The organism is Arthrobacter sp. P2b, from assembly GCF_900168295.1.
GTDB lineage: Bacteria > Actinomycetota > Actinomycetes > Actinomycetales > Micrococcaceae > Arthrobacter.
Window position 1 is genome coordinate 1 of sequence record NZ_FVZL01000024.1, and the last position, 21,959, is coordinate 21,959.

15 protein-coding genes and 4 pseudogenes are annotated in these 21,959 nt (G+C 62.1%); 13 read left to right on the forward strand and 6 right to left on the reverse strand.

The annotated features are described in order from the left end of the window. Positions 1-792: 792 nt before the first annotated feature. Complete coding sequence (locus tag B5520_RS20870) at positions 793-2,163, reverse strand: MFS transporter (RefSeq protein WP_079598984.1); 1,371 nt, start codon at positions 2,161-2,163, stop codon at positions 793-795. Between the two features lie 144 nt (positions 2,164-2,307). Here B5520_RS20870 and B5520_RS20875 point away from each other — a divergent pair, with 144 nt between their 5' ends. Together B5520_RS20875 and B5520_RS20880 are read left to right on the forward strand one after the other, a co-directional pair. Beyond that, complete coding sequence (locus B5520_RS20875) at positions 2,308-3,219, forward strand: NAD(P)-dependent oxidoreductase (protein ID WP_079598985.1); 912 nt, start codon at positions 2,308-2,310, stop codon at positions 3,217-3,219. 22 nt (positions 3,220-3,241) lie between these two features. Then, positions 3,242-3,934, forward strand: a pseudogene (locus B5520_RS20880) (PrpF domain-containing protein); the annotation flags it as partial. A gap of 1,154 nt (positions 3,935-5,088) precedes the next feature. Here the strand turns inward: B5520_RS20880 and B5520_RS20885 are convergent. From B5520_RS20885 to B5520_RS20900, 4 genes and pseudogenes are all read right to left on the reverse strand, one after another. Beyond that, positions 5,089-5,850 carry a nitroreductase gene (locus B5520_RS20885; RefSeq protein WP_368483733.1) on the reverse strand — a complete coding sequence of 254 codons (762 nt, stop codon included), beginning with the start codon at positions 5,848-5,850 and terminating at the stop codon, positions 5,089-5,091. After that, positions 5,847-5,924, reverse strand: a pseudogene (locus tag B5520_RS23300) (MBL fold metallo-hydrolase); the annotation flags it as partial. The gene B5520_RS20885 and the pseudogene B5520_RS23300, both read right to left, overlap by 4 nt. A gap of 256 nt (positions 5,925-6,180) precedes the next feature. Then, a complete protein-coding gene (locus B5520_RS20895; RefSeq protein ID WP_079598988.1) occupies positions 6,181-7,101 on the reverse strand; it encodes an SDR family oxidoreductase in 921 nt (306 codons plus the stop codon). A 254-nt stretch (positions 7,102-7,355) separates the two neighbouring features. Continuing rightward, positions 7,356-7,970, reverse strand: coding sequence for a TetR/AcrR family transcriptional regulator (locus B5520_RS20900; protein WP_079598989.1), 615 nt, complete (start codon positions 7,968-7,970; stop codon positions 7,356-7,358). Between the two features lie 321 nt (positions 7,971-8,291). Here B5520_RS20900 and B5520_RS20905 point away from each other — a divergent pair, with 321 nt between their 5' ends. The 9 genes and pseudogenes from B5520_RS20905 (at position 8,292) to B5520_RS23130 (ending at position 13,974) form a co-directional block, all read left to right on the forward strand. After that, a complete protein-coding gene (locus B5520_RS20905; RefSeq protein WP_079598990.1) occupies positions 8,292-8,693 on the forward strand; it encodes a Zn-ribbon domain-containing OB-fold protein in 402 nt (133 codons plus the stop codon). Next, positions 8,693-9,865: a thiolase C-terminal domain-containing protein gene (locus B5520_RS20910; protein ID WP_217700356.1), complete on the forward strand. Its 1,173-nt coding sequence runs from the start codon at positions 8,693-8,695 to the stop codon at positions 9,863-9,865. Before B5520_RS20905 ends, B5520_RS20910 begins: the two co-directional genes overlap by 1 nt. 91 nt (positions 9,866-9,956) lie before the next feature. Further along, positions 9,957-11,390 carry an MFS transporter gene (locus tag B5520_RS20915; RefSeq protein WP_176156941.1) on the forward strand — a complete coding sequence of 478 codons (1,434 nt, stop codon included), beginning with the start codon at positions 9,957-9,959 and terminating at the stop codon, positions 11,388-11,390. A gap of 157 nt (positions 11,391-11,547) precedes the next feature. Next, entirely contained in the window at positions 11,548-12,405 is an 858-nt protein-coding gene (locus tag B5520_RS20920; protein ID WP_079598993.1) for a MaoC family dehydratase, read from the forward strand. Continuing rightward, positions 12,402-12,617 (forward strand): CoA transferase, encoded by a 216-nt coding sequence (locus tag B5520_RS20925; RefSeq protein WP_079598994.1) that lies wholly within the window; start codon positions 12,402-12,404, stop codon positions 12,615-12,617. Before B5520_RS20920 ends, B5520_RS20925 begins: the two co-directional genes overlap by 4 nt. Positions 12,618-12,985: 368 nt before the next feature. After that, positions 12,986-13,411, forward strand: coding sequence for a CoA transferase (locus tag B5520_RS23305; protein ID WP_180987472.1), 426 nt, complete (start codon positions 12,986-12,988; stop codon positions 13,409-13,411). Then, positions 13,317-13,559, forward strand: a pseudogene (locus B5520_RS23310) (hypothetical protein); the annotation flags it as partial. The gene B5520_RS23305 and the pseudogene B5520_RS23310, both read left to right, overlap by 95 nt. Continuing rightward, positions 13,517-13,696, forward strand: a pseudogene (locus B5520_RS23315) (CoA transferase); the annotation flags it as partial. The pseudogenes B5520_RS23310 and B5520_RS23315, both read left to right, overlap by 43 nt. Positions 13,697-13,731: 35 nt before the next feature. Next, entirely contained in the window at positions 13,732-13,974 is a 243-nt protein-coding gene (locus tag B5520_RS23130; protein ID WP_258006653.1) for a CoA transferase, read from the forward strand. Between the two features lie 1,254 nt (positions 13,975-15,228). On the opposite strand, the gene B5520_RS20940 is transcribed toward B5520_RS23130, so the two are convergent. Then, positions 15,229-16,809, reverse strand: coding sequence for an AMP-binding protein (locus tag B5520_RS20940; RefSeq protein WP_217700357.1), 1,581 nt, complete (start codon positions 16,807-16,809; stop codon positions 15,229-15,231). Positions 16,810-18,500: 1,691 nt separating this feature from the next. Here B5520_RS20940 and B5520_RS20950 point away from each other — a divergent pair. Beyond that, complete coding sequence (locus tag B5520_RS20950; RefSeq protein ID WP_079598998.1) at positions 18,501-20,057, forward strand: Re/Si-specific NAD(P)(+) transhydrogenase subunit alpha; 1,557 nt, start codon at positions 18,501-18,503, stop codon at positions 20,055-20,057. 71 nt (positions 20,058-20,128) lie between these two features. Then, entirely contained in the window at positions 20,129-21,532 is a 1,404-nt protein-coding gene (gene pntB / locus B5520_RS20955) for a Re/Si-specific NAD(P)(+) transhydrogenase subunit beta (protein ID WP_079599014.1), read from the forward strand. The last annotated feature ends 427 nt before the right edge of the window (positions 21,533-21,959 follow it).

Below are 21,959 nucleotides of genomic sequence, written 5' to 3' on the forward strand. Positions count from 1 at the left end.
GCCGAGCCGTCGATAATCATGGATGCGGAGTAGGCCACAATGCCTTCCTTCTGTGTAGTCTGTCGACAGACTTCAAGGCTAGACGCATCGACATCCATCGGTCAATGCCGCGTCTCGCCCACGGCGGGAGGTGGGCGATCAGGACGTCGGCGGCTGTCACCAGGGCGACCCCACGGCCAGCAGGCGCACGGCTTCGGGCCGGCTCAGCAGCCCCGGTGTCGTCTTGCTGCCCTTCAGTCGTCGTTCGGGCAGGGGAGCAAGGCGTGAGATGGAGACCACGAATGCGCCGAGAACGAGCAGCCGCTGCGACGAAGGGGGGAGTCTGGCAGCCCTTGCAGGGCAACTGCAAGGACCGGGGCTGCTGCCTCGCCCACCGCCATGTAGGCCGAGGGCAGGCCGAACGCGCTCTCGAAACGTCCCTTCTCGGTGGTCCTTGTGATCCAGGCCTGGGCACCGAAGTGCGTGGCGATCCCCCCGACGCCGAGGACGCACTGGGAACCAGCAGCGCCACGCCTTGCGCGCCGGCACCTATGACCGGCCCCTGCAATGAGGAGAGCGCCGCCGATGCGGGCAGCAGTCCCACGTACCGCAGCGATCCTGCCGGGGTGCCGAGCGGGAGCGCGGTGAAGATGGGGACCACGGCGAAGGATGCCGCGACCAGCCCCACCTCGACCGGGACCAACCCCAGTTCGAGGGCCCAGTAGGCGAGAGCGAGCCGCCCGGGGTTGATCGCTGCCTGCGTGAAGAGCGAGAGCAGAGCCGGGCGGTTCGCGAATGTCGCCGTCGAGCCGGTTACCCCGCGATCCCGCGCGCCGCCTTGTCGAGTCGGGCCGCGCGCTCCGAGACCCCCGGGCTGGGCTTGGTGAGGGCGTCGACGTCATCGGACCGGTTCTGCGGCAGGACCGCGGCGCCGACGATGCTAATGAGTGCTGTCAGCACGAGGTAGCCGGCGAAGAGCCACGGTGCGCCCGCCAGGACGGCGACCAGAGCGGTGCCGATTGCGGGCAGCGGCCCGCCGAACAGGGCTCCCGCGATCTGGTAGCCCATCGACAGACCCGTGTAGCGGACGGATGTGGGGAACAGCTCGGAGAAGAAGCTCGCTTGGGGACCGAACACCGCCGCATGCGCGATGCTAAGGACGAGGATGAGCGCCAGGACGAGCAGGCCGAACGATCCGGTGTTGACCAGCAGGAAGAACGGGAAAGCCAGGATCGCCAATCCGATGAGACCACCGATGTAGACGGGTTTGCGCCCGACTCGATCGGACAGCGCCGCGAACAGGGGGATGGTGAAGATCTCAAGGGCGGCCGCTATCGCGACGGCGGCGAGAGCCTGCTGGCTGGTGTAGGAGCCCGTTCCGGTCGCGTAGGCGATGATGAACGTCGCACTGAGGTAGAAGAACGAGTTCGGGGCGATGTGTGCGAGCATGAGCAGGACGATGCGCCCCTTGTAGTTCCTCAGCACCTCCACCGCGGGGATCCGCTTCGGGTCATCCTCGGATCCGGCGACCTGCTGGAACGTCCTGCTCTCCTCGATACGCAGGCGGACGAAGAGGCCCACGCCCACCAGCACGGCGCTCAGCAGGAACGGCACCCGCCATCCCCACTCCAGGAAGGCCGCCTGGGGCAGGCTCGCGACGACGAAGAATGCTCCAGTGCCCAGCACGAGTCCTGCGGGTATGCCCGCCTGGGGCATGCTCGCCCACAGTCCTCGGCGACCTTTCGGGGCGGTCTCCAATGCCATGACGACCGAGCCGCCGTACTCCCCTCCGACCGCGAGTCCCTGCGCGATCCTGGCCAGGAGAAGGAGGATCGAGGCGGCGACTCCGATCTGCCCGTAGGTAGGCAGGAGTCCGATGGCGAACGTGGCGATACCCATCACGAGCATCGTGATGACTAACATCCGCTTCCGACCGAGCCGGTCTCCGAAGTGGCCGGCGATCAGGCCCCCGATCGGCCGGGCGAGCCAGCCGATGGCGAACGTGACGAAGGCGAGGATCGTGCCCACGGCGGCGTCGAACTCAGGAAAAAACACCTTGTTGAGCACTAGGGCGGCCGCAGTGCCGTAGATGAAGAAGTCATACCACTCGACGGCGCTGCCGATGAACGTGGCAACGCTAACCCGACGGGCTTGAGCCTGTGGTGAAGAAACTGGTCCGGACATGTTCGCTCCTTTGCGATTTCGTGGCGGCTGTCGGTCACAACAGATAGATGACTTCAAGATCAACCTTAGGCCGCTGAGATCAAGATACTGTAGTCTGTCGACAGGCGGCAAGGGTAATCTAGTAGATGACTAGAAAGGATGGTTATGACAGACGAGCTAGAAGTGGGCTTCATCGGTCTCGGCGTGATGGGAGGTCCTCAGAGCGCGAACCTCATCACGAAGAGCGGCCGCACGGTGCGGGTACTCGATCTCGACGTCGAGGCGGTCGAACGAGCCGTTCAGCTCGGAGCGAGACGGGCAGACTCCGTCGCGGAGCTCGCTGCGTCGTGTGACGTCATCTTCCTCTCGCTGCCCAGCGGAGCTCATGTCGAGCGGGTCGTGCGCCAGGACGGTGGGATCCTCGAGCGGGGCCGAGAGGGCACCGTCGTCGTCGATCTCTCGACGTCGCCGGCGACTCTGGCCGGTGAGCTCGCCCCGGATCTCGCCGAACGCGGTCTCGACTTCATCGACGCGCCGGTCAGCAGGACCCGTGAAGCTGCGATCGCCGGGACGTTGAGCATCACGGCCGGGGGGCCGGTGACCTCGTTCCGGCGAGTCGAGCCGCTCCTGCGATGCATGGCCTCGGATATCATGCACTGCGGCGGTCACGGCGCCGGCGCACTGGTGAAGCTGGCGAACAACCTGGTCGTCTTCGAGACGGTCGTCGCGATCTCCGAGGCACTCGCTCTCATCCGCCGCAGCGGTCTGGCTGAGGTGGCGGTCGCATTCGAAGCGCTCGCGCAAGGATCGGCGGGGAGCTTCGCGCTCGAGCATCACGGTCGAGACGCTCTCCTGCCGGATGAGCACGAGGAAGGACGCTTCTCGGCGGCGTACATGCTCAAGGACGTAGGTTACAGCCTCGATCTCGCCGATCGCCTCGGCCTCGACCTCCCTTCGGCGAAGGTGGCCTACGAGCTGCTGGAACGCACGATCGACGCCGGAGCGGCAAATCGGTACCACACTGCGGTCAGTCACGTGATCGACCCCGCCCTCGGCGAGTGGGAGCGCGACGCATAAGTCGACGCGTCCCGTTCGCTCTCATCGGGGTGGGACGAGCAGAGGGGTGTTCCTGCACGCGAGAGACATCCCGGAGACCCGGGCCGCCCGCGACGCCGTCCTGCTGGCGCTGCTGGGCAGCCCCGATCCTCTGCAGTTCGACGGGCTCGGCGGCACCTACTCGAGCACCTCTAAGGCCGTCATCGTCGAGGAACGCGGCGGCACTGTCCACTACCGCTTCGCCCAGGTCGGCGTCGACGAAGCGATTGTCGATTACAGCGTCAACTGCGGCAACCTCAAGACCGCCGTTGCACCGTTCGCGGTCGACGAGCGTCTCGTCGCCCCGGGTGACGGCCTGCGACACGTCAGGCTGCACAACGCCAATACGGGCGTCGCCATCAAGGCCGAGCTTGAGATCCAGGACGGACGGGCGCGTGTCGTCGGCGACCACGCCATCCCCGGGGTCCCGGGTTCCGGTGTACCCATCCTGACCAGATACTGGATCCTGCCCCCAAGACGTGCCGGTAGAGGGTGTGGCAAACGGGGCCCACCACGGGAAAAGTCGCGATCACTTACCATTTGTCCGGTCGACCCCGGAAGTTACTGGGTAGCGCAACGGGATGCCAGCCAACGACCGTTCCCGTCCCCGATGGACGTCATCCCCGTTATGGCCGAACCGGCTGATTTTGCACCCCGCTTGCCGTTTAGGGCGACAAAAGGTGCTGCCAAGCGTTAGAGAATCTCTTCGTGGTTGCTGGAATTGAGTTCATGTCGTCGAAGACAAGTGGGTCCGTGGCCTGCTGGGATGAGTTTGTCTAGGAATCAACCCGGAATAGGACCACAAGCCTTTGAACGCGCTGCCGGCAGGTCGTCGTTTGAAACCAGGCAGCCGCCGGGCTGCTCGAACTGCGGAGTCATCTCCTCCGGCGGAAGGAACGCCGCTTCCGGGGACTCAAGAATATTCCTCTAGCCGGGCCCGTGCAGTTGCAGTGGTTCAAGTACCGCTTGTATAGGACCATCACCGATGGAAAGCTGGCCCGGTGAAGGAGCGGTACCGGGTCCATTAGCACCTGGTTCAGGCCGCCCTAGGAGACCGCTGAACAATTTGCGTGGGTAATGCCGGAGGTTCAAGGCGTGCCTGCTGGACTTGCCGGGCCGGTGGGTAAGGCTCTTATGCAAGGACGTGAGCGGGAACAGCGGACGCTGTCGGATGTCGAGGCGCTGGCCGGGGGAGCTGTTGGCTCCGGGCAGCGTTTTCGCGTTCCTGGCTGGACACGGGGGCAGGTTGTTCCCGGATTCGATGATGGAGGCATGTTCGGTTCGGGGCGGGCCCGCCTTGGGTGCCGGCGCCGGTGATCGGCTCGGTGCTGGTGCTGCAGGCCCTGAACGGGGTCTCGGACCGGGAGAGACGGCCGACGCGTAGACCTACGGCCTGCGGTGGAAGGCGGCCTGCGGGTAGGCACTGACAGACACGGCCTTCCACCCGATCACGCTGTGGCGAAATACGATGCCTAGTTCTGGCTCCGGGCGGCGCGCTGAACCTCAATCGCCTCGTCAGCCTCGGACTGACCGTCCGGAACGGCGCCTGGTAATCGCATTGCCCCGTGGGGGCGGCCGCGCCCTTCGGACACCGCCGGCAAGGGAGCCCGGCCTCTGCGGCCGTACTCGTAAGGGGCCGGCGGCCGGAAACCGTCCGTCCCGCCCAGCCCCGAAACGACGAAGCGGGCCCGCCGGACGCCCAGACACCCGGACCCGCCCCTCAAGCAGCCATTGGTTCAGCCCACACCTAGACATCCATGCCGATGAACTCGGCTTTCGGGTACCGAGCGTCCTCGCCTGGCAAGGACATGGAGTTTTGCGTCTCAGTGGCAGCAATGGGCACTGCTGATGTCAAACGCATGGGTCGTCATGGAACACAACACTGTGCTCATAAGGCACTTTGTCCAGGTCAAGGCTCTTCAAGGGTGATACTGGGTCTGCGGTGCCAAACGCAATGCCGAACAGGAGCTTAAGGTCACCAGGGACGCCGAGGGACTCGCGAACGGTGTCGGCATAGAAGCTGATGATTGCCTGCGGGATCCCGTGGAAGCCGCGGGCGGTCAGCGACAGGAGGAAATTCTGGGCATACATACCGACGTCCCCCGCGGCGCGCACTCCATCGCCGAGCATTGGCATGAAGAGGAGCGCGGCATGTGGAGCGCCAAAGAATCGCAGGTTCTCCCTGGTGATTTCGGCTCGGCCTTCGTGATCGGATCGGTCGATACCACGTACGCCGTGATGCACTGCGGCGTGCTGTTGGGCCCGTTGGCGGTGAACGCCCTCGCCGTAGTCGAGCATGAAGTCGAGGGACCGCCGGCCGTCCTTATTCGCTGCGAGTAGGTTGTCGCTAAGAGTATCGCGCGCCTTTCCCGACACTACATGCACGACCCACGGCTGGGTATTGCTGTTTGAGGGCGCTAATTGTGCATCCTGCAGAACACCCCTGATAGTCGCCGGGTCTAGCGGGGTGGGCAGAAAAGCCCGGGGAGAGCGGCGAGATCTCATGAGATCCGTGAGCGCTGATGGTTTGGTTGACATGAAGACCTCTCGTTGGAGCTCCCTGATCCATTCCAGCCAGGAACGGGCGGGTTTCGTTTTCCGATGGCGATTCATGCCCCGGATGCCCGGGCCAGATCAGCGGCGAGGCCAATGTGGTCCGGGTGGTGGTGGGTGAGCACAATTCCGGTAACGGAACGCTGCCTCGAACCCGGCTAGGTGCAGGACGTGCCGAAGGTGGCTGGGGGCCGGTCGCGCTGCGCCGCCCCGGATCGACGAGGTTGACGCCGCCGCTTCCGGTGATGAGGCAGGGAAGCGTGTAACGCATAGGGTTACCAGGGAACGGTACCGGAATTGAGCAGATGGGCTCCCGTACCTGTTCCCCACGCGGCAAACGGTCGGGTTTCCCTGCGTGCTGCTACAGCGTGCCCGTTACCGAAATCGGTGTCATTTTCCGGCTATTTGCGAGGCGAAGATGCTGCTCGGCAGCCCTTCCGCCAGCGGTCGGAAATTGGATTCGATGGCCTGTCCGAGGTCCTCAACGGACCAGGGCTTGTTGCCTTCAAAGGTGCTGATTTCCTCCGGGTTGGCGTAGAGGCCGACTTGGTAGCCCTGGGCCGAAACGACGCGTCCGGTCAACCACTGGGACTCGTCACTGGCCAGGTAGAGGGCCACGGTGGCGATGTTGTCGGGGGAACCTTCATTGGTTTCCTCCTGGATGGTGCCGATCTTCTTGTCGTCTGGAATAGTGGCGGTGAGCCGGGTGGCCGCTCCGGGGGCGATGGCGTTGGCGGTGACACCATAACGGGACAGCCCTTGGGCCAGGGAATAGGTAAGCCCGACGATACCCATTTTCGCGGCACCATAATTTGGCTGCCCGGGCGATCCCTGAAGTCCGGAAACGGAAGTGAAATTGATGATGCGGTAGTTGGCGTCCGGGTTCCGCTGTTCCCGGAAATAGGCCGACGCGGGCCGGATGGTGCTGTAATGGCCCTTGAGGTGGACACGGATAACTGCGTCCCAGTCGGCTTCGCTGAGGTTGAAGATCATCCTGTCCCTTAGGATTCCGGCGACGTTGACGACAATGTCGAGTTTTCCAAACCGTTGGATGGCTATTTTTACCAGGCGTTCGCCGGTCGTGACGTCGGCGATGTCCCCGCCGTCGGCGATGGCCTGTCCGCCGGCTGCGGTGATCTCCCGGACGATGTCCTGAGCTGGGCCTTCATCCCCGCCCTGGCCGTCCGTTCCGGTGCCGAGATCATTGATAACCAGGGAGGCGCCGTGCTTTGCGAATAGCCGGGAAATCGAGGCCCCGATGCCCCGTCCACCGCCGGTTATGATGGCGACTTTGCCTTCTAGTGTTTTCATAGCAATTCTCCTGTTTCTTATACCGCGGATAAGTACGCGGTTGGCGTGGACGGGCTGATGTCCGCTGTCAGGGCACAGGCGCTGTGAAAATGTCGCCGGCGGTTTCAGCGGTCAGTTGGCCCGCAGGCGTGCGGGTGAAGTCGTTGAGGAATTCGGTCTACTCGGGTCGCTTGCAGCGACACTAACAGACGAATATCGTCTGTTAAGCGAGCTTAAGGTGAGCAGGCCGCGCTGTCAAGGGAAATTTCTTGGATTCAGCTCTCCGCGGCCTTCAGTGCCAGTCGAACAACCCGGCGGGAAAATTCCCGGCGGTCATCCATCAGTCGGCTTGCCTTGTCACTAGGTGTCAGGAGAAAGCGGTTGATGATCGGGCCGCGGATGGCATCAAACAACAGCCCGGCCGATGTGCCGACGGGCAGCTGCCCGCGTGTCACGGCACGCGCAATGCATTCACGTGCATCCTGCATCCAGTCCGCCCTGATGGGATCCATGGCCGGATCCAAAATCTCGGGATAAATCTTTGCCTCGATCTGCAGGCGTAGTTCCGCGATGCCGCGAGCCGAATGCAGGTTGACGATGAGTCCCTCGGCCATCTGCTCAAGATCAGTCACCACATCGCCGGTATCTCTTATACCGGGCTGGTTCCGGTAAATCGTGCGCATCGCGCTGGTAAGCAGGTCCTGCTTGCTGGTCCAGCGGCGGTATAGGGCGGCCTTGCCAACCTGGGCGCGCGAGGCCACCGCGTCGATCGTGAATCCGCCCCAGCCAACTTCCGAATAGACCTCAATGGCAGCCCTGCTGACACGGTCCTCAATGCTCGGATCTGCGGGGCGCCCCCGCTGAGCCTCCGCCTGGGTCTTAGTTGCCACTGAAAACCTCTTTCGGTGAGGGCTTGACTTCCCCCACAGAGTCTCCCATAATTTTCGTAACTAATATACAGACGATTGTTGTCTGTATATCTATCGATCTTCCCGCCCCCTGTTGCATTGGCTAAGTCTCTGTCTTCCATCGGAGTACTTCGACTTTCGCCATCCGACGGCTCCGTGGCGACCCTTCTGAAAGGGACATCCCATGGCCGAAAGCCGCACCCTTCACACAGCGCCGCCCTGGAAGTGCACGCAGCATCCATCCCACACCAGCCATCGGCAGTTCCGCCGCAGGCCAGGACAGTGCTGATTAAGGAGAAAGCCATGACCTTCAATTTGCCAAAAGCGACACCGGAAACGGCGCACTTCTGGAACGAAGTCAAAAAGGGGCGTCTCACCCTCCCCTACTGCCTTGATACCGGGCAGTACTTCTTTTACCCACGCTCCTTCTCGCCCTTCACCGGCTCCCGGAACGTGGAGTGGCGGCAGACCAGCGGCAAAGCCACGCTGCACTCCTACGTCATCAACCACCGTCCGCTGCCGGGCCGGGACGTCATCTCGCCGGTAATCGCGCTGGTCAAGCTGGCCGAAGGCCCGGTGCTGATGTCCAACATCGTTGACATCGAACCGGATCCCGCACAGCTGAACCTCGACATGCCGCTGAATGTGAAGTTCGTGCAGATCGAGGGCGTAACCGTCCCGGTCTTTGCCCCGGAAGGAGCTTAATGATGTCCCACACCGCAACCTCCATGCACGGTGGAAACATCTCCGTTATTGGAGCCGCCGAAACCACCGAAATCGGCAGTCTGCCGCACATGTCCATGCTGGACCTGCACGCCGACGCCGCGCTGAACGCCTTGGCTGACGCGGGTCTCACCATCGCCGACATCGACGGGGTGGCCACTGCCGGGCCTATGGCCTTGGAAGTCAGCCATCATCTGGGCATCAACCCCCGTTGGGTAGACGGCACCATGGTCGGCGGCGGCAGCTTCATGCTGCTCGTCCGCCACGCAGCAGCGGCAATCGCCGCCGGGGCCGCCACCACTGTACTCATCACTCACGGCGAGTCCGGCCGCTCCCGGATCGGGATGAACGCCTGGGAACGTTCCCCGGAATCGTTCGTCGGACAATTCGAGCTCCCCTACGGGGCCGAATTTCCCTACACAACCTTCACCGTGCCGGCCCTGCGGTTCCTACATGAGCGCGGCATGTCCCCAGACGATTTGGCCACGGTGGTCCTGGCGCAGCGGGAATGGTCTGCCAAGAATCCCCGCGCCCTCAAGCGCGACATCATCACCCGGGACGAAGTTATGAACGCACCCATGGTCGCCTACCCCTTCACTAAGGAAATGTGCTGCGTCGTCACCGATGGTGGCGGCGCCCTCATCCTCACCTCGGCCGAACGTGCAGCAGACCTGCCCGTCGGCGACCGTGCCGTCTACCTGCTCGGTTCCGGCGAAGCCACCGAGGCTCCGTTGGTATCCCAAATGACGGAGACTGGTTCCTTCCATGCCTTCCGACGCTCCAGCGCCGAGGCATTCTCCACCGCTGGCTTGGACCATGCCGACATCGATCACCTGATGATCTATGACGCCTTCGCCCACCTGCCCCTGTACGGGCTGGAGGATCTGGGATTCGTTGCTCGCGGGGAATCCGCGGCGTTCATCGCTGAAGGTCATACGATTCCAGGAGGCAGACTGCCCATGAATACCAACGGTGGTGGTCTTGCCTATACTCACACCGGCATGTACGGCATGTTCGCCATCCAGGAGGCCATCCGACAGCTCCGTGGTGAAGCCGCTGCCCAGGTGCCGGACGTGCGGACCAGCTTCGTCCAGGGCGTCGGATTCTACTTTGCCTCCGGCGCAAGCCTCATTTTCTCGAACCAACGTCCTTGACAAGAATCCGTGGACTTCCCCGCGCCTAATGCGTCCGCTCCTTAACGGATTTGCACACATCGTCGATATTAAGACAACGGAGTCAAAAGAGATGAACCCAGAAACCCAGCGAGCGAATCACACCGCGTCGCAAGTAGTAAGCGCCCGCATGGACCGGCTGCCGAAGCTCACCCGCACCCATCGACGAAACATCTTCATCCTAATTGCGCTCTTCACCTTCGACTTGATCGATATAGGCACGCTTGCGCTTGTCGCGCCCGCGGTACGGGCCGAGTGGGGCATGTCCCTTGAGGCGGTAGGGGTCCTTACGTCCACCACATTCATCGGTATGACGATCGGTGCCATCGTCGCAGGCCGCGTGGCAGACCGCATAGGGCGCAAGCCCACGCTGATCACAGCTGTTGTCGTCTTCTCCACCGGTTCGCTACTCTCGGCCTTCGCCACCGGACCGGAATGGCTAGGCTGGGCCCGCGTTGTCACCGGCATCGGCATCGGAGCGACCAGCGGTATCATCCTCGTGCTGGTCTCGGAGATGTTCCCCAAGCCCCTGCGCGGGCGCATGATGGCGGTCATCTACGGAGTTTCCGCAATCAGCGTACCGCTCATGGCACTGTTGGCTCGCGTCGTTATCCCCGCCGGCCTTTGGCACGTCATCTTCCTAGTGGGGTCCGGCGGCTTCATCGTCGCGTTGCTTGCCATCAAACTGCTTCCCGAGTCGCCCCGCTGGATGGCGGCGCAAGGCCGATTGGAGCAGGCAGAGGCCGAGATGTCGCGATTTGAGGCGGAGTACGAGGAAGAGACCGGAAAGCAGCTCCCGCCGCCCATATACCAGGATCACCAGTCGTCTGCGACGGGATCCATTTTCGACATCTTCCGCAAGCGTGTCATTGGCCGGACCATCGTGGGCAGCAGCCTGTTCATCCTGGCGACGGTCCTCAACTATGGTCTAAATTCTTGGTTCCCGGTGATCCTGATCGAGCGCGGGTATCCAATAGCAGACGCATACAGCTTCCTCCTAGTGCTTTCGTGCGCGAACTTCCTCGGAGCCTTGCTTTCTTCTACGGTAATCGACCGCTTCGAACGCAAATGGCTCATCCTGGGGGCATCGATTATTCTCGGCCTGATTTACATGGTCATAGGTTTCGTCGATAACGTTCCCGTACTCCTCATCTTCGGATTCAGCGCAGGTTTCGTGCAAAACGCCATCACCACGACGGTGTTCACCTACATGCCAGAAATTTTCCCCGTGGAAATCCGTGGCCAGGGCAGCGGTTTCTCGAACGGCATCGGTCGACTCGGCGGTATCGCCAACTCCCTGCTCATCGGCGTGATCATTGCGACCTTCGCGACCGAAGGTGTCTTCGTCTACCTGACGGTTATCTGCGCCCTAATGGTTGTCGTGGCGCTGTTCGGTCCGGTGATGGGAATCCGCACCGCACACCTCACTCTCAAGCAAGATAAGCAAACTGCGGCCCAACAGGTGGTCGTTGCAGCACAGCAGCTCCCCGAGGCGGCAGACAGGTAGGAGTCCCGCCTGCCGCCGCCCGAAGAGGCGGCAACAGACGCCATACCCACCACACCCGGTAAACGCCCTGCTTGCACGAGACGCACCTAGACCGCGGAAGTATCCGGACTGCGGGCGGCTGTCACTTACATCTTCATCGCGGAAGGAATCATTCATCATGACTATAGAAATGTCCGATCTGTCCTACTTGTCCTACGTCGGCAAAACGGGAGAAGCGACCACCCGATCCTGGAAGTCACAGGACTCGCTTCTCTACGCCGTCGCCGTCGGTGCGGGCGGCGGCGACCCTGCGAGGGAACTCGAGTTTACGACCGAGAACTCTCACGTTGCCCAGCGCGTCCTTCCGTCGTTTGTCTGCGTCGCGGCCACCGCTCCGTTGCCGGACGGCTTCTCAGTCGATATGACCAAGATGCTTCATGCCGAGATGAGCTTCGAGCTCTTCCGGGAGCTGGAGCCATCGGGATCGGTCGTGTCGGTCGCTAAAATCGACAGCGTCTACGACAAGGGCACGGGTGCGCTCGTTTCCTTTTCCACGGAAGTGCGTGATTCCTCCACGAACGAGCTTGTCGCCCGCCTCGGATCCGGAATGTTCCTTCGCGGCGAGGGCAACTTCGGCGGAGAGCGAGGGCCGAAAGACGACTGGCAACTGCCTGCCCGCACTCCTGACAACACCGTGGTATACAAGACACTCAGGGAACAGGCGCTGATCTACCGCCTCACTGGCGACCGAAACCCTCTGCACAGCGATCCCGCCTTCGCTAGGAGCGCAGGCTTCGATGCGCCGATCTTGCACGGAATGTGCACGTACGGGTTTACCGCCCGGGGACTGCTTCACGCCGTCGCTGGTGGTGATCCTGCACGCTTTGGATCGATGTACGGACGATTCAGCAAGAGCGTCACCCCGGGGGAGACCTTGACTATTCAGGTCTGGCTGACCGAGGGCGGTGCCCAGTTTCGCACTCTGGACAGTGACGGTGACGTGGTCATCGATCGCGGCAGGGTAATGCTGCGATGACTGCGTTCAAGGGTCTCCCCGTCCTCGATTACAGCACGGGGGTGGCTGGGCCGGTGGCGGGGATGTTCTTCGCAGACTGCGGGGCCGACGTCATCAAGGTGGACGCACCTTCGCTGGATTCCGCGCTTGATCGGCCTGGCTATGCTCGTGGAACCGCAACAAGCGAAGCGTTCTTCTGGATCCCGGGCAGCCGAAAGACCGGGGTTGAATAGCGGCAAGTGTGCGGGGAGCTGACGTCTGCTTCTTCGGTGATGGTGCCGCGCTGGCCGCCTGAGGCACCGAGGCCGAAGTCTCGGCGGAGCAGAATCACGAGTTGGCGGTTTTATCGCTTCCCGTCTATCTTCCTGACTATGGCCCCCTGGTTGGGAGGGGAATCGCACTGGTTGCTCCTGCGCCCACTGGGCAGGCGATGCGGCAGCCCTCTGTCACCGGCGGCTCGATCAAGTCGATCTGTCCGCACCTCCTCTATACACACGGCACTTGGGCGGCGGCCTCAGGCGTATCGGCTCTGGTGGAGCGCACGATTTCAGGCCGTGGCTAACAGGTTACGGTCTCGGGCAACCAGGTAGCCATGCAAGCAATGATCAACTCGCTGCACGTCGACCCGGAGCTTCCTGACCCGCCGACAACTGTCGGCCCGATGCGACGGCACCCCACCTATCGGCACTTCGAATGCGCTGATGGGCTATGGATCTCACTGGGAGCTCTCGGCCCAAAGTTCGAGACCAACCTTCTTCGGTCTCTCGGTCTCGACGAGATCCTAATCGACCCGCGTATCCAGGGCGTGACGGCCAAAGCGGCACTCCCGGAAAACCTGCCGTGGTGCAGTGAGCTAATCACGGGTGCATTTGCCAGCCGCAGTCGACCCGAGCTGCTTGATCTGATCACCGCCGTGGGCATTCCCTGCGGCCCCAGTGAACTCTCGGAAGGATTGGTTCAACAGGGAGCAGATTCGGGCAATAGGCATGGATACCGACCTTCAGCACCCTATCGGGGGACACGTTGAACTGCTTGGTATCCCGATCGTTCTGACCAGATCGTCCGGAAAAGTACGTACGCGCGCTCCGTCCCCGGGCGAGCAAACGGCATCGCACCCTGGGCGACCAATCCGATGTCAGACCCGCTGCCTCCTCGCTACGTTCCAGGGCCTTTGATTGGATTCCGCATCGTGAACATAGGCACGTTCGTCGCGTCTCCTTATGCGGGGATGCTGTTGAGCCAGCTTGGGGCGGATTTTCCAACCGCCGAGCCGCTCACCGGCGACCCATTCCGTGTCTCGGGCTATGCGTTCAATCGTGAGATGCGCAGCGTCGCATTGACCTCTCCCTGGAGGAAGGGCGAAGTGCATTCCACCGCATTGCCGCGACATGTGACATTGTCATCGAGGCGATGCGTCGGGGGGTGGCGGCGAAGCTCGGCGTCGTCTACGAGAAGCTACGGCAGCATAAGCCTGACATCATCACTCAAACGCTCACTGGCTATGGTGAGGGCGGGCCGCTGTCCGCTCGTCGTGGGGTGAACATGGTCAATCAGGCCGAGAGCGGCATGATCTGCCTGGGGCGCGGATGATGACCGATCGCAAACACCATTGCGATCAATGATGTCGCAACCGCAGCACTAAGCGCCCTCGACTGCGTGATCGCGTTGTATCACCGTCAAATGACGGGTGAGGGCCAGCGGACGTGGGATTCGCTTGCGGCGACCTCGGTCTTCCTCCAAATGGGAGACATGGTGCGGTTCGCCGACCGCATGCCGGCGCGGGTGGCACATGAAGACCCCGAGAGGTCTCGGACCGGTCCAGTCCTTCTATCACACCGCCGACGGCTGGATCTACCTGGATGCAGGGCGAATCATGGGGGAAACAACTGCGCGTTTTCGTCAGGTGGCGATCCTGCGGGCGTCCGAACGCCCAGAGGATTTGACCGGCAGGATACGAGCGATGACGTCCCCTGAAGCGATCGCCCAGCTCTCGATAGCAGGGATTCCAGCTACCACAGCGAGGAATGTCAGACGTTCTTCGCGACCAACGTCTTCTCGACGCAGAGATGTACCATGTCAGCATAAGTGACGACGGGCATAGCTTGATGCAGACGGGCCGCTACGCCGGGTTCAGCAGAACTCAACGACCTGGTCCAATGATTCCTCCCGGTGCGGGGGAGCATTCACGCAAAGTCCTCAAAGAGGCAGGTCTGGCTGCCGAAGAGATCAATTCCCTGATTAGCTGCCAAGCCGTAATTAGTGGCGACAAAGTCGCGCATATCCTACCCATCTCATATCGATGAACCAAAGCAGGGGACGAGGCAGCCGGCTTCGTCCCCTGCTGATTCTTCTTCCCGCCCGACCGCAAAGGATCATCGGTCGGCCCCGACAAAGTGAAATACCTGCTCATCACCACCGAAACAATCGATTCGACACTCGCCTTCGAGTGGGGGATGCTAACCAGTATCGTGTCAACCACGGGCAGGTGCGACAGTCGACGCTACTTGCCCCCGGCGCCTCGAACCCGGCGTCCTCAAGGGCGATCAGGTTCCTCGCGGAGAGCATTTCGGCGTCGGTGATGACGACTATGTGGGCGGAGTAGCCTCGGGCTTTTTCCTCTAGAACAGGTGCACCTCCAGGAAACCCTCCCGGTCCACGAGGATCCCGACTTAGGTCTTCGGGTCGACGCGGTGTTCCTTGCTCATCCCGACCTTACGCAGCTCGTCCTCGTTCTCGAAGTGGAGCATAGTGTCGTCGTAGAACATGCTCATAGTATGCAGCTCATGGCCTCCGAGACCCATCATGCGGATGAGGCGGCTGGGCAACGCTGCACTCCTGCCCTGATTAAGGGCGCCTTAAGTGAGCGCTGGTAGCCAATTGAGGCTCATAGGTTTGCCTGAGTGAAGCCCGCGAAGCCTTGCCCGCGGCATTGCGTGGGAAGTCGGCTACAAAAATGTATTGCTTAGGCCGCTTATACGAGGCAAGAGATTTCTTTGAGAATTCGATCAACTCTTGTCTCAGCTCAGAACTAGGTTCTGGCCCATCCGTAAGTTTGATGACCGCGACCACTCGTTGGCCCCACTCGTCGTCGGGCGCTCCGAAGACTCCGATATCGTCAACGCGGGGGTGAGACATGAACGCCGCCTCGACTTCGGCTGGATAGACGTTTACGCCACCCGAGATAATAAGGTCGCTTCGCCGATCTTGCACGTATAGATAGCCATCGGAATCTAGATGGCCGAAATCGCCGACCGTGACGTATTCGCCGTGCCTACTCGTCGCCGTTTTGCCGGGATCACCCAGGTATTCAAACGGAAGCGTTGACTTGACGTAGATCAGCCCATCGACACCAGGCTCCACCTCAGCTTGGTTGTCGTCGAGGATTACGACCGTGTTGGCTGCAGGCTTTCCTACCGTTCCCGGCTTTTGAAGCCATTCAGCCGAGGAAACTCTAGCCTGCACCATGCCCTCGGTGGAGCCGAAGTACTCCCAGATGACAGGGCCCCACCATTCGATCATTCGGCGCTTTAGACTTGGTGGACACGGGGCTCCAGCATGATTTACAACTTGTAGGCTGGAGTGATCATAGCGATCCCTCACCTCCTTGGAGAGCGCAAGTAGACGGTGAAAATGGGTCGGCACCATGTGTGTATCGGTAACGTGATATTTCTCTATGTCTCGTAGGACCAACTCGGCATTGAATTCCTCGTGCAGGACGAGAGTGTGACCGAGGTGCAGTGAACCGGTGGCGACGCCACCCGGACCCGAATGGTACAAGGGCGAGCAGACGAGATGAGCCCCGGTTTCCGACAGCGTTCCTCGCACGATCACCATATCGGTGAAATTCCGTGCCATTGCCGAAGGCGACGCATCGAACATTTGGCGCTTGACGCCCTTCGGCTTACCGGTGGTACCAGACGTGTAGTAAAGGTAGTTTCCTGCACGAGCATCTTCAGGAGGGCTGTCCGGATATCCATCGCCGAGATCTTGATACTGGTGCCAACCGGGGATCGCCGCTCCGATCGAGTAGCGATCAAGCGGCAACGTTTCCAGAACTGACAGCCTCCGTGCATCTTCTGGGCTCGCGATCAATACTTTGGCGTCGCTGTCGCGGAGTATGTACTCGAGCTCGTGTGGCTGAAGGTGCCAATTGATGGGCAGGAAGTACAGACCGATCTGTTGAGCCGCTAAAGAGACTTCCCAGAATTCACGCCCATTCCTCACGACGGCCGACACCACGTCGCCCGGTCTTAAGGCGAGGTCTCTAAGATGGTGGCTAATCATATTGGAGCGGTCGATCAGCTCCCCGTAGGAAACCGCCACGTCTTTCGTAATGAGTGCAATTCGGTTGGGGTCCTTCCGAGCCCACTCGTACGCCCCGCGGGCGCCCTCATTTACTTGCGCGGAGTGCACCAAGTTCTTCATTGTCATTCTTTTGCCTCCGTTCTCCATTGAATTTCCAGCAGGCCTTATCAAACATCTCGTCCATCATATCGCATGCGGCTGTCGATAGGCGACTGTCGTCAGCCGACGGCGCTCAATGGGCCGCGGTGTCCTGCGTCCGGGAGGCGGTGCAAAACAGTGGGGTCTTGGTGAGCATGTCGTCCAGGCGGCGGCGGGTGGTGCGGTGTTTGCGAGCGTTGACCAGGGTCATGAACTGCCCGCAGGCAGTTCCAGCCCGGCGAACGAGTCATATTCCGGCAGCAGGTTTCGGGTCTTAGGGCTCGAGGTCGGCTTTGGCGGCTTTCACCTGGTCCTCCACCCCGCCTTTCGAGGCCCGGATCGGGCAGTCAGCAAGTTTAGAACCTCGACGGAATAGTGCTTCGCGTAGGCGGCGTGGATCTCGGAGCAGGCCACCCTGGAGTGGTCACAGATCGCGGAGTCCAGGTAGGCGTAGGCGGCCCCGCACCCGTTCTTGTTGCCCTTCACCCAGCCCAGGTGCGGGGTCCGCCGCCCTCTGGGATCCGGCCGACTTGCTTCACGTGCACGTGCATCAGATCGGCGGGCCACTCGAGTTCGTAGCGCAGCGGTTTGGCCTTTCGCACCCCATCCAGGTGTTCAGGTCGATATGCCAAAGCAGAGGCACCCGGTAGCGGTTGAGGACCTTCGACGCCGTCGCCTGCGGCAACCCCGGATGTTAATGGATCCGGGCGGACCCGCCGCCTGCTCACCCGCAGCGCGACGTTGTGACGCTCCGTCCGCTGTGATGTCCGGTTCGGTAAGTGATGGGGCCGGGGCGAGCGCTCTCCAGCTCGGCCTCGCCCTCCGCCCGAAAGCGGGCCACTCATTTGGACAGGTGCCGGGGGAGACCTGCAGGCGCTGGAACCAAATGGACGCGCAAGCTCTTCGCGCGACTGGAGTAAATAGGAGTTGTTGACAGCCTTATCCATCGCGTCATCTAGATGCTTGTCCAAAGAGTAGTAGTGCGTCTGGCATGGTCTTTGGCCTGAACAAGCTGCACAGCAGAAGAAAAGCCGGCTGGAAAAAATAAGTGCATCAACGCGTGCGCCGCTAGGGAGGCAGCTTTGCGCTCAAGAGCTTCCCCAAGTTCAAAAGAGCTCGTCGGCTTAATCAAGCGATATCTCCGTTGCGACCACACCTCGCCCCCGGTAACGCGTCGCTCGGACAGCTCGACCTCAGCCAGCACCGTTCCGGGCGGCAGGCGCCACTCGAGAGTGTCGTCAAGCAGGGATACATACGCCCGTTCACGGCACGCATTCGGTCCCTTCCATAAAATGAAAGGTTCATCAGGCCTCAATGTATACAAACACCGCCTCAAAAGAAATATTTCGGCCTATGGGTCGGTTCTTAGTCCATTTGTGTATACACTTTAACGCAGGACGTGTCACCAAGACGGGCTTACCGGTAAATTTGCGGGCCCAGAGAACCGTGTTTTTAGCAGCCAGTGAGGTTATTGGCCCGCTCGGGGACCACCCTCTGGGCTTGGAGTGCTGCGGCTGCTAAAACTGCTGCCCCAGCCGGCGTTGGTCTAGGCCGCCGAAACAGTGACTCAAGCGCCAATGGTTCCCTGTCTTGTTTCTTGAAGAAGATTTTGGGTTTCCCCACATCACGCCTCGGCTGCTGTGCGAGCAAGCTGTTGGAGAAAGAGAGTAAACGTGACGCGTATTGGCATTGTGGCCGAGTTGGGCCGCGAAACACGGGTGGCGGCGACGCCTGTCACCGTGAAGCAGTTGTTGGGGTTGGGCTACGAGATTGTGGTCGAGAAGGGCGCAGGCGAGGGGGCCTCCTTCCGTGATGAGGCTTACGCCGAAGCGGGGGCCCTGGTTGTGGGCGCTGATGAGGCTTGGGGCAGCGAGGTGGTGTTGCGGATCAATCCGCCCACTGAGGATGAGATCGCCCGTCTCACCGAGGGTGCCACGCTGATCGGGTCGTTGAGCCCGGGATTGCGGCCTGAGTTGGTGGAAGCGTTGGCGGCGCGTCCGATCACGGCGCTGGCGTTGGATGCGGTGCCGCGGATCTCGCGGGCCCAGTCGATGGATGTGCTTAGTTCGATGGCGAACATTGCCGGGTACCGTGCCGTGATCGAGGCCGCGCACGAGTTCGGCCGGTTTTTCACGGGACAGGTCACCGCGGCGGGCAAGGTCCCGCCGGCGAAGGTCCTGGTCGCGGGCGCGGGCGTCGCCGGATTGGCGGCGATCGGCGCTGCGAGCAGCCTGGGCGCTATTGTCCGGGCGACGGACCCGCGGCCGGAGGTCGCCGACCAGGTGAAATCCATTGGCGGTACCTACCTCAAGGTCGAAGTCGCCGAAGAGATGAAGTCCACGGACGGATACGCGAAGGCCACGTCCGAGGCTTACAACGCCAGGGCCGCGGAAATCTACTCCGAGCAGGCAGCGGATGTGGACATCATCATCACCACCGCCCTGATCCCGGGACGCCCGGCGCCGAAGCTGCTCACCGCCGAGGACGTGGCAAGCATGAAGGCCGGCAGCGTGATCGTGGACATGGCAGCGGGCCAGGGCGGAAACGTCGAAGGCTCCGTCGCCGGGGAACGCATTGTCACTGATAACGGGGTGGTGATCCTGGGCTACACGGATCTGCCGGCACGGCTCCCGGCCCAGGCCTCCCAGCTGTACGGGACGAACATGGTCAACCTCCTCAAGCTCCTCACCCCGGACAAGGACGGTCAGCTTCGGATCGATTTCGACGACGTTGTCCAGCGGTCAGTGACGGTGGTGCGCGAGGGCGAGAAGACCTGGCCCCCGCCCCCGGTCCAGGTCTCCGCCGCACCAGCAGTGACGACCGACGCCGGAACGGCCGCCGAAAACCCTGCACCGAAGACGAAACAGGGCGTCAGCACGGCCGGCAAGGCAGGGCTCTTCGCGGCGGGTATCGCGGTGCTGTTCGGGATCAACGCGGTCGCCCCGGCGCCGTTGCCGCAGCACTTCACGGTGCTGATGCTCTCGATCGTGGTCGGCTTCTATGTGATCGGGAAAGTCCACCACGCCCTGCACACGCCGCTGATGTCCGTGACGAACGCGATCTCCGGAATCATCGTCGTCGGTGCGCTGCTGCAGGTCACCTCCGAGAACATCGTGATGCAGGTCCTCGCCGCCGTCGCGGTCCTGCTGGCCAGCATCAACATTTTCGGCGGCTTCGCTGTCACCCGGCGGATGCTCGCCATGTTCTCCGCCGGGAAGGCCCGTTCATGAGCGCCGTCACCGCAACAGCAGCAGCAACACTTACGAGGAGCTTTACCGTGACTGATACCGTCTCCGGTCCGTTGACCGCCGACTCCATCGCGGGGGCGGCTTACATCGTCGCGGCCCTGCTGTTCATTCTCAGCCTTGCCGGGCTGAGCAAGCACGAGAAAGCACGCGCCGGGGTCGTCTACGGCATCACCGGCATGGTCATCGCCCTCGCCGCCACCATCTGGCTGACCCTGCAGGACGCCTGGGGCACCGGCCACGCCCTCACCGGCCTGGGCCTGCTGGTCGCCGCGGTCGCCGTCGGCGGGGCCATCGGGCTCTGGCGCGCCCGGGTGGTCGAAATGACCGGCATGCCCGAACTCATCGCCCTGCTGCACAGCTTCGTGGGCCTCGCCGCGGTCCTGGTGGGCTGGAACGGACACCTCGAAGCCCCCGCCTTGTCTTCGGACCTGACGGCGATCCACCACGCCGAGGTCTTCATCGGGGTGTTCATCGGCGCCGTGACGTTCACCGGCTCGATCGTGGCGTTCCTGAAACTCTCCGCCCGGATGAAATCCTCACCCCTGATGCTGCCGGGCAAAAACGCCATCAACCTCGGCGCCCTCGCCGCGTTCATCGCCCTGACCGTCTGGTACGTCAACGACTCCCAGCTCTGGCTGCTCATCGTCGTCACCGTCCTTGCCCTGGGGCTGGGCTGGCACCTGGTCGCCTCCATCGGCGGCGGCGACATGCCCGTCGTCGTCTCCATGCTCAACAGCTACTCCGGCTGGGCCGCCGCCGCGGCCGGCTTCCTACTCAACAACGACCTGCTCATCATCACCGGAGCCCTGGTCGGCTCCTCGGGCGCCTACCTGTCCTACATCATGTGCAAAGCAATGAACCGGTCCTTCATCTCCGTGATCGCCGGCGGGTTCGGCATCGCCGCCCCCGCCAGCAAAGGAGACACGGACCAGGGCGAGCACCGCGAAATCACCGCCGAAGCCACAGCGGAAATGCTCACCAACGCCTCGTCCGTGGTCATCACCCCCGGCTACGGCATGGCCGTCGCCCAGGCCCAGTACCCCGTGGCCGAACTCGCCCACCAGCTCCGTGAAAAGGGCGTGAACGTCAGGTTCGGCATCCACCCCGTCGCCGGCCGCCTCCCAGGGCACATGAACGTCCTCCTCGCCGAAGCCAAAGTCCCATACGACATCGTCCTGGAAATGGACGAAATCAACGACGACCTCGGAGACACCTCCGTCGTCCTCGTGATCGGGGCGAACGACACAGTCAACCCCGCAGCAGCCGAAGACCCCGGCAGCCCGATCGCCGGCATGCCCGTCCTTAAAGTCTGGGAAGCAGAGAACGTCATCGTGTTCAAACGCTCCATGGCTACAGGGTACGCCGGTGTACAGAACCCTCTGTTCTTCCGGGACAACTCCCAAATGCTCTTCGGCGACGCCAAACAACGCGTCGAAGACATCCTCAAAGCCTTCTAAGGGACCACACCTCTAAATGCCCCCGTCATAATCTGCAGCACTTTCCGGCCCAGGCCGGCGGGGTTCATGCATGCACTGACCGCTTAAGAAGACGAAACGGGTGGAAACCATCCCGCTACACCGGGTCCCCTCCCAGGGCCACAAAGTCCTGATCCGGCGTGCCATTCAGGCCTCCAGAAGAACCACGAGCACTGCAGCTCCCTGGAGCGCCGGTATGGCGAACTGTTGGAGTGGTATCTCAGCCAGCGGTCAGTTTCCCCGAGAGTGAATCGCAGTGAATGAGTCCGAACAGCCAAGAAAGCAACCGGGGCAGCGTTAGCTGTGACCTATTCCCCGGCATCCATAAAGCCGCGGTGGGGCGCCGATGGTCACCCGGATCATCAACTATCGCAACGAGTCAAGGCGCCTCACCGCTTTATCGTGACAG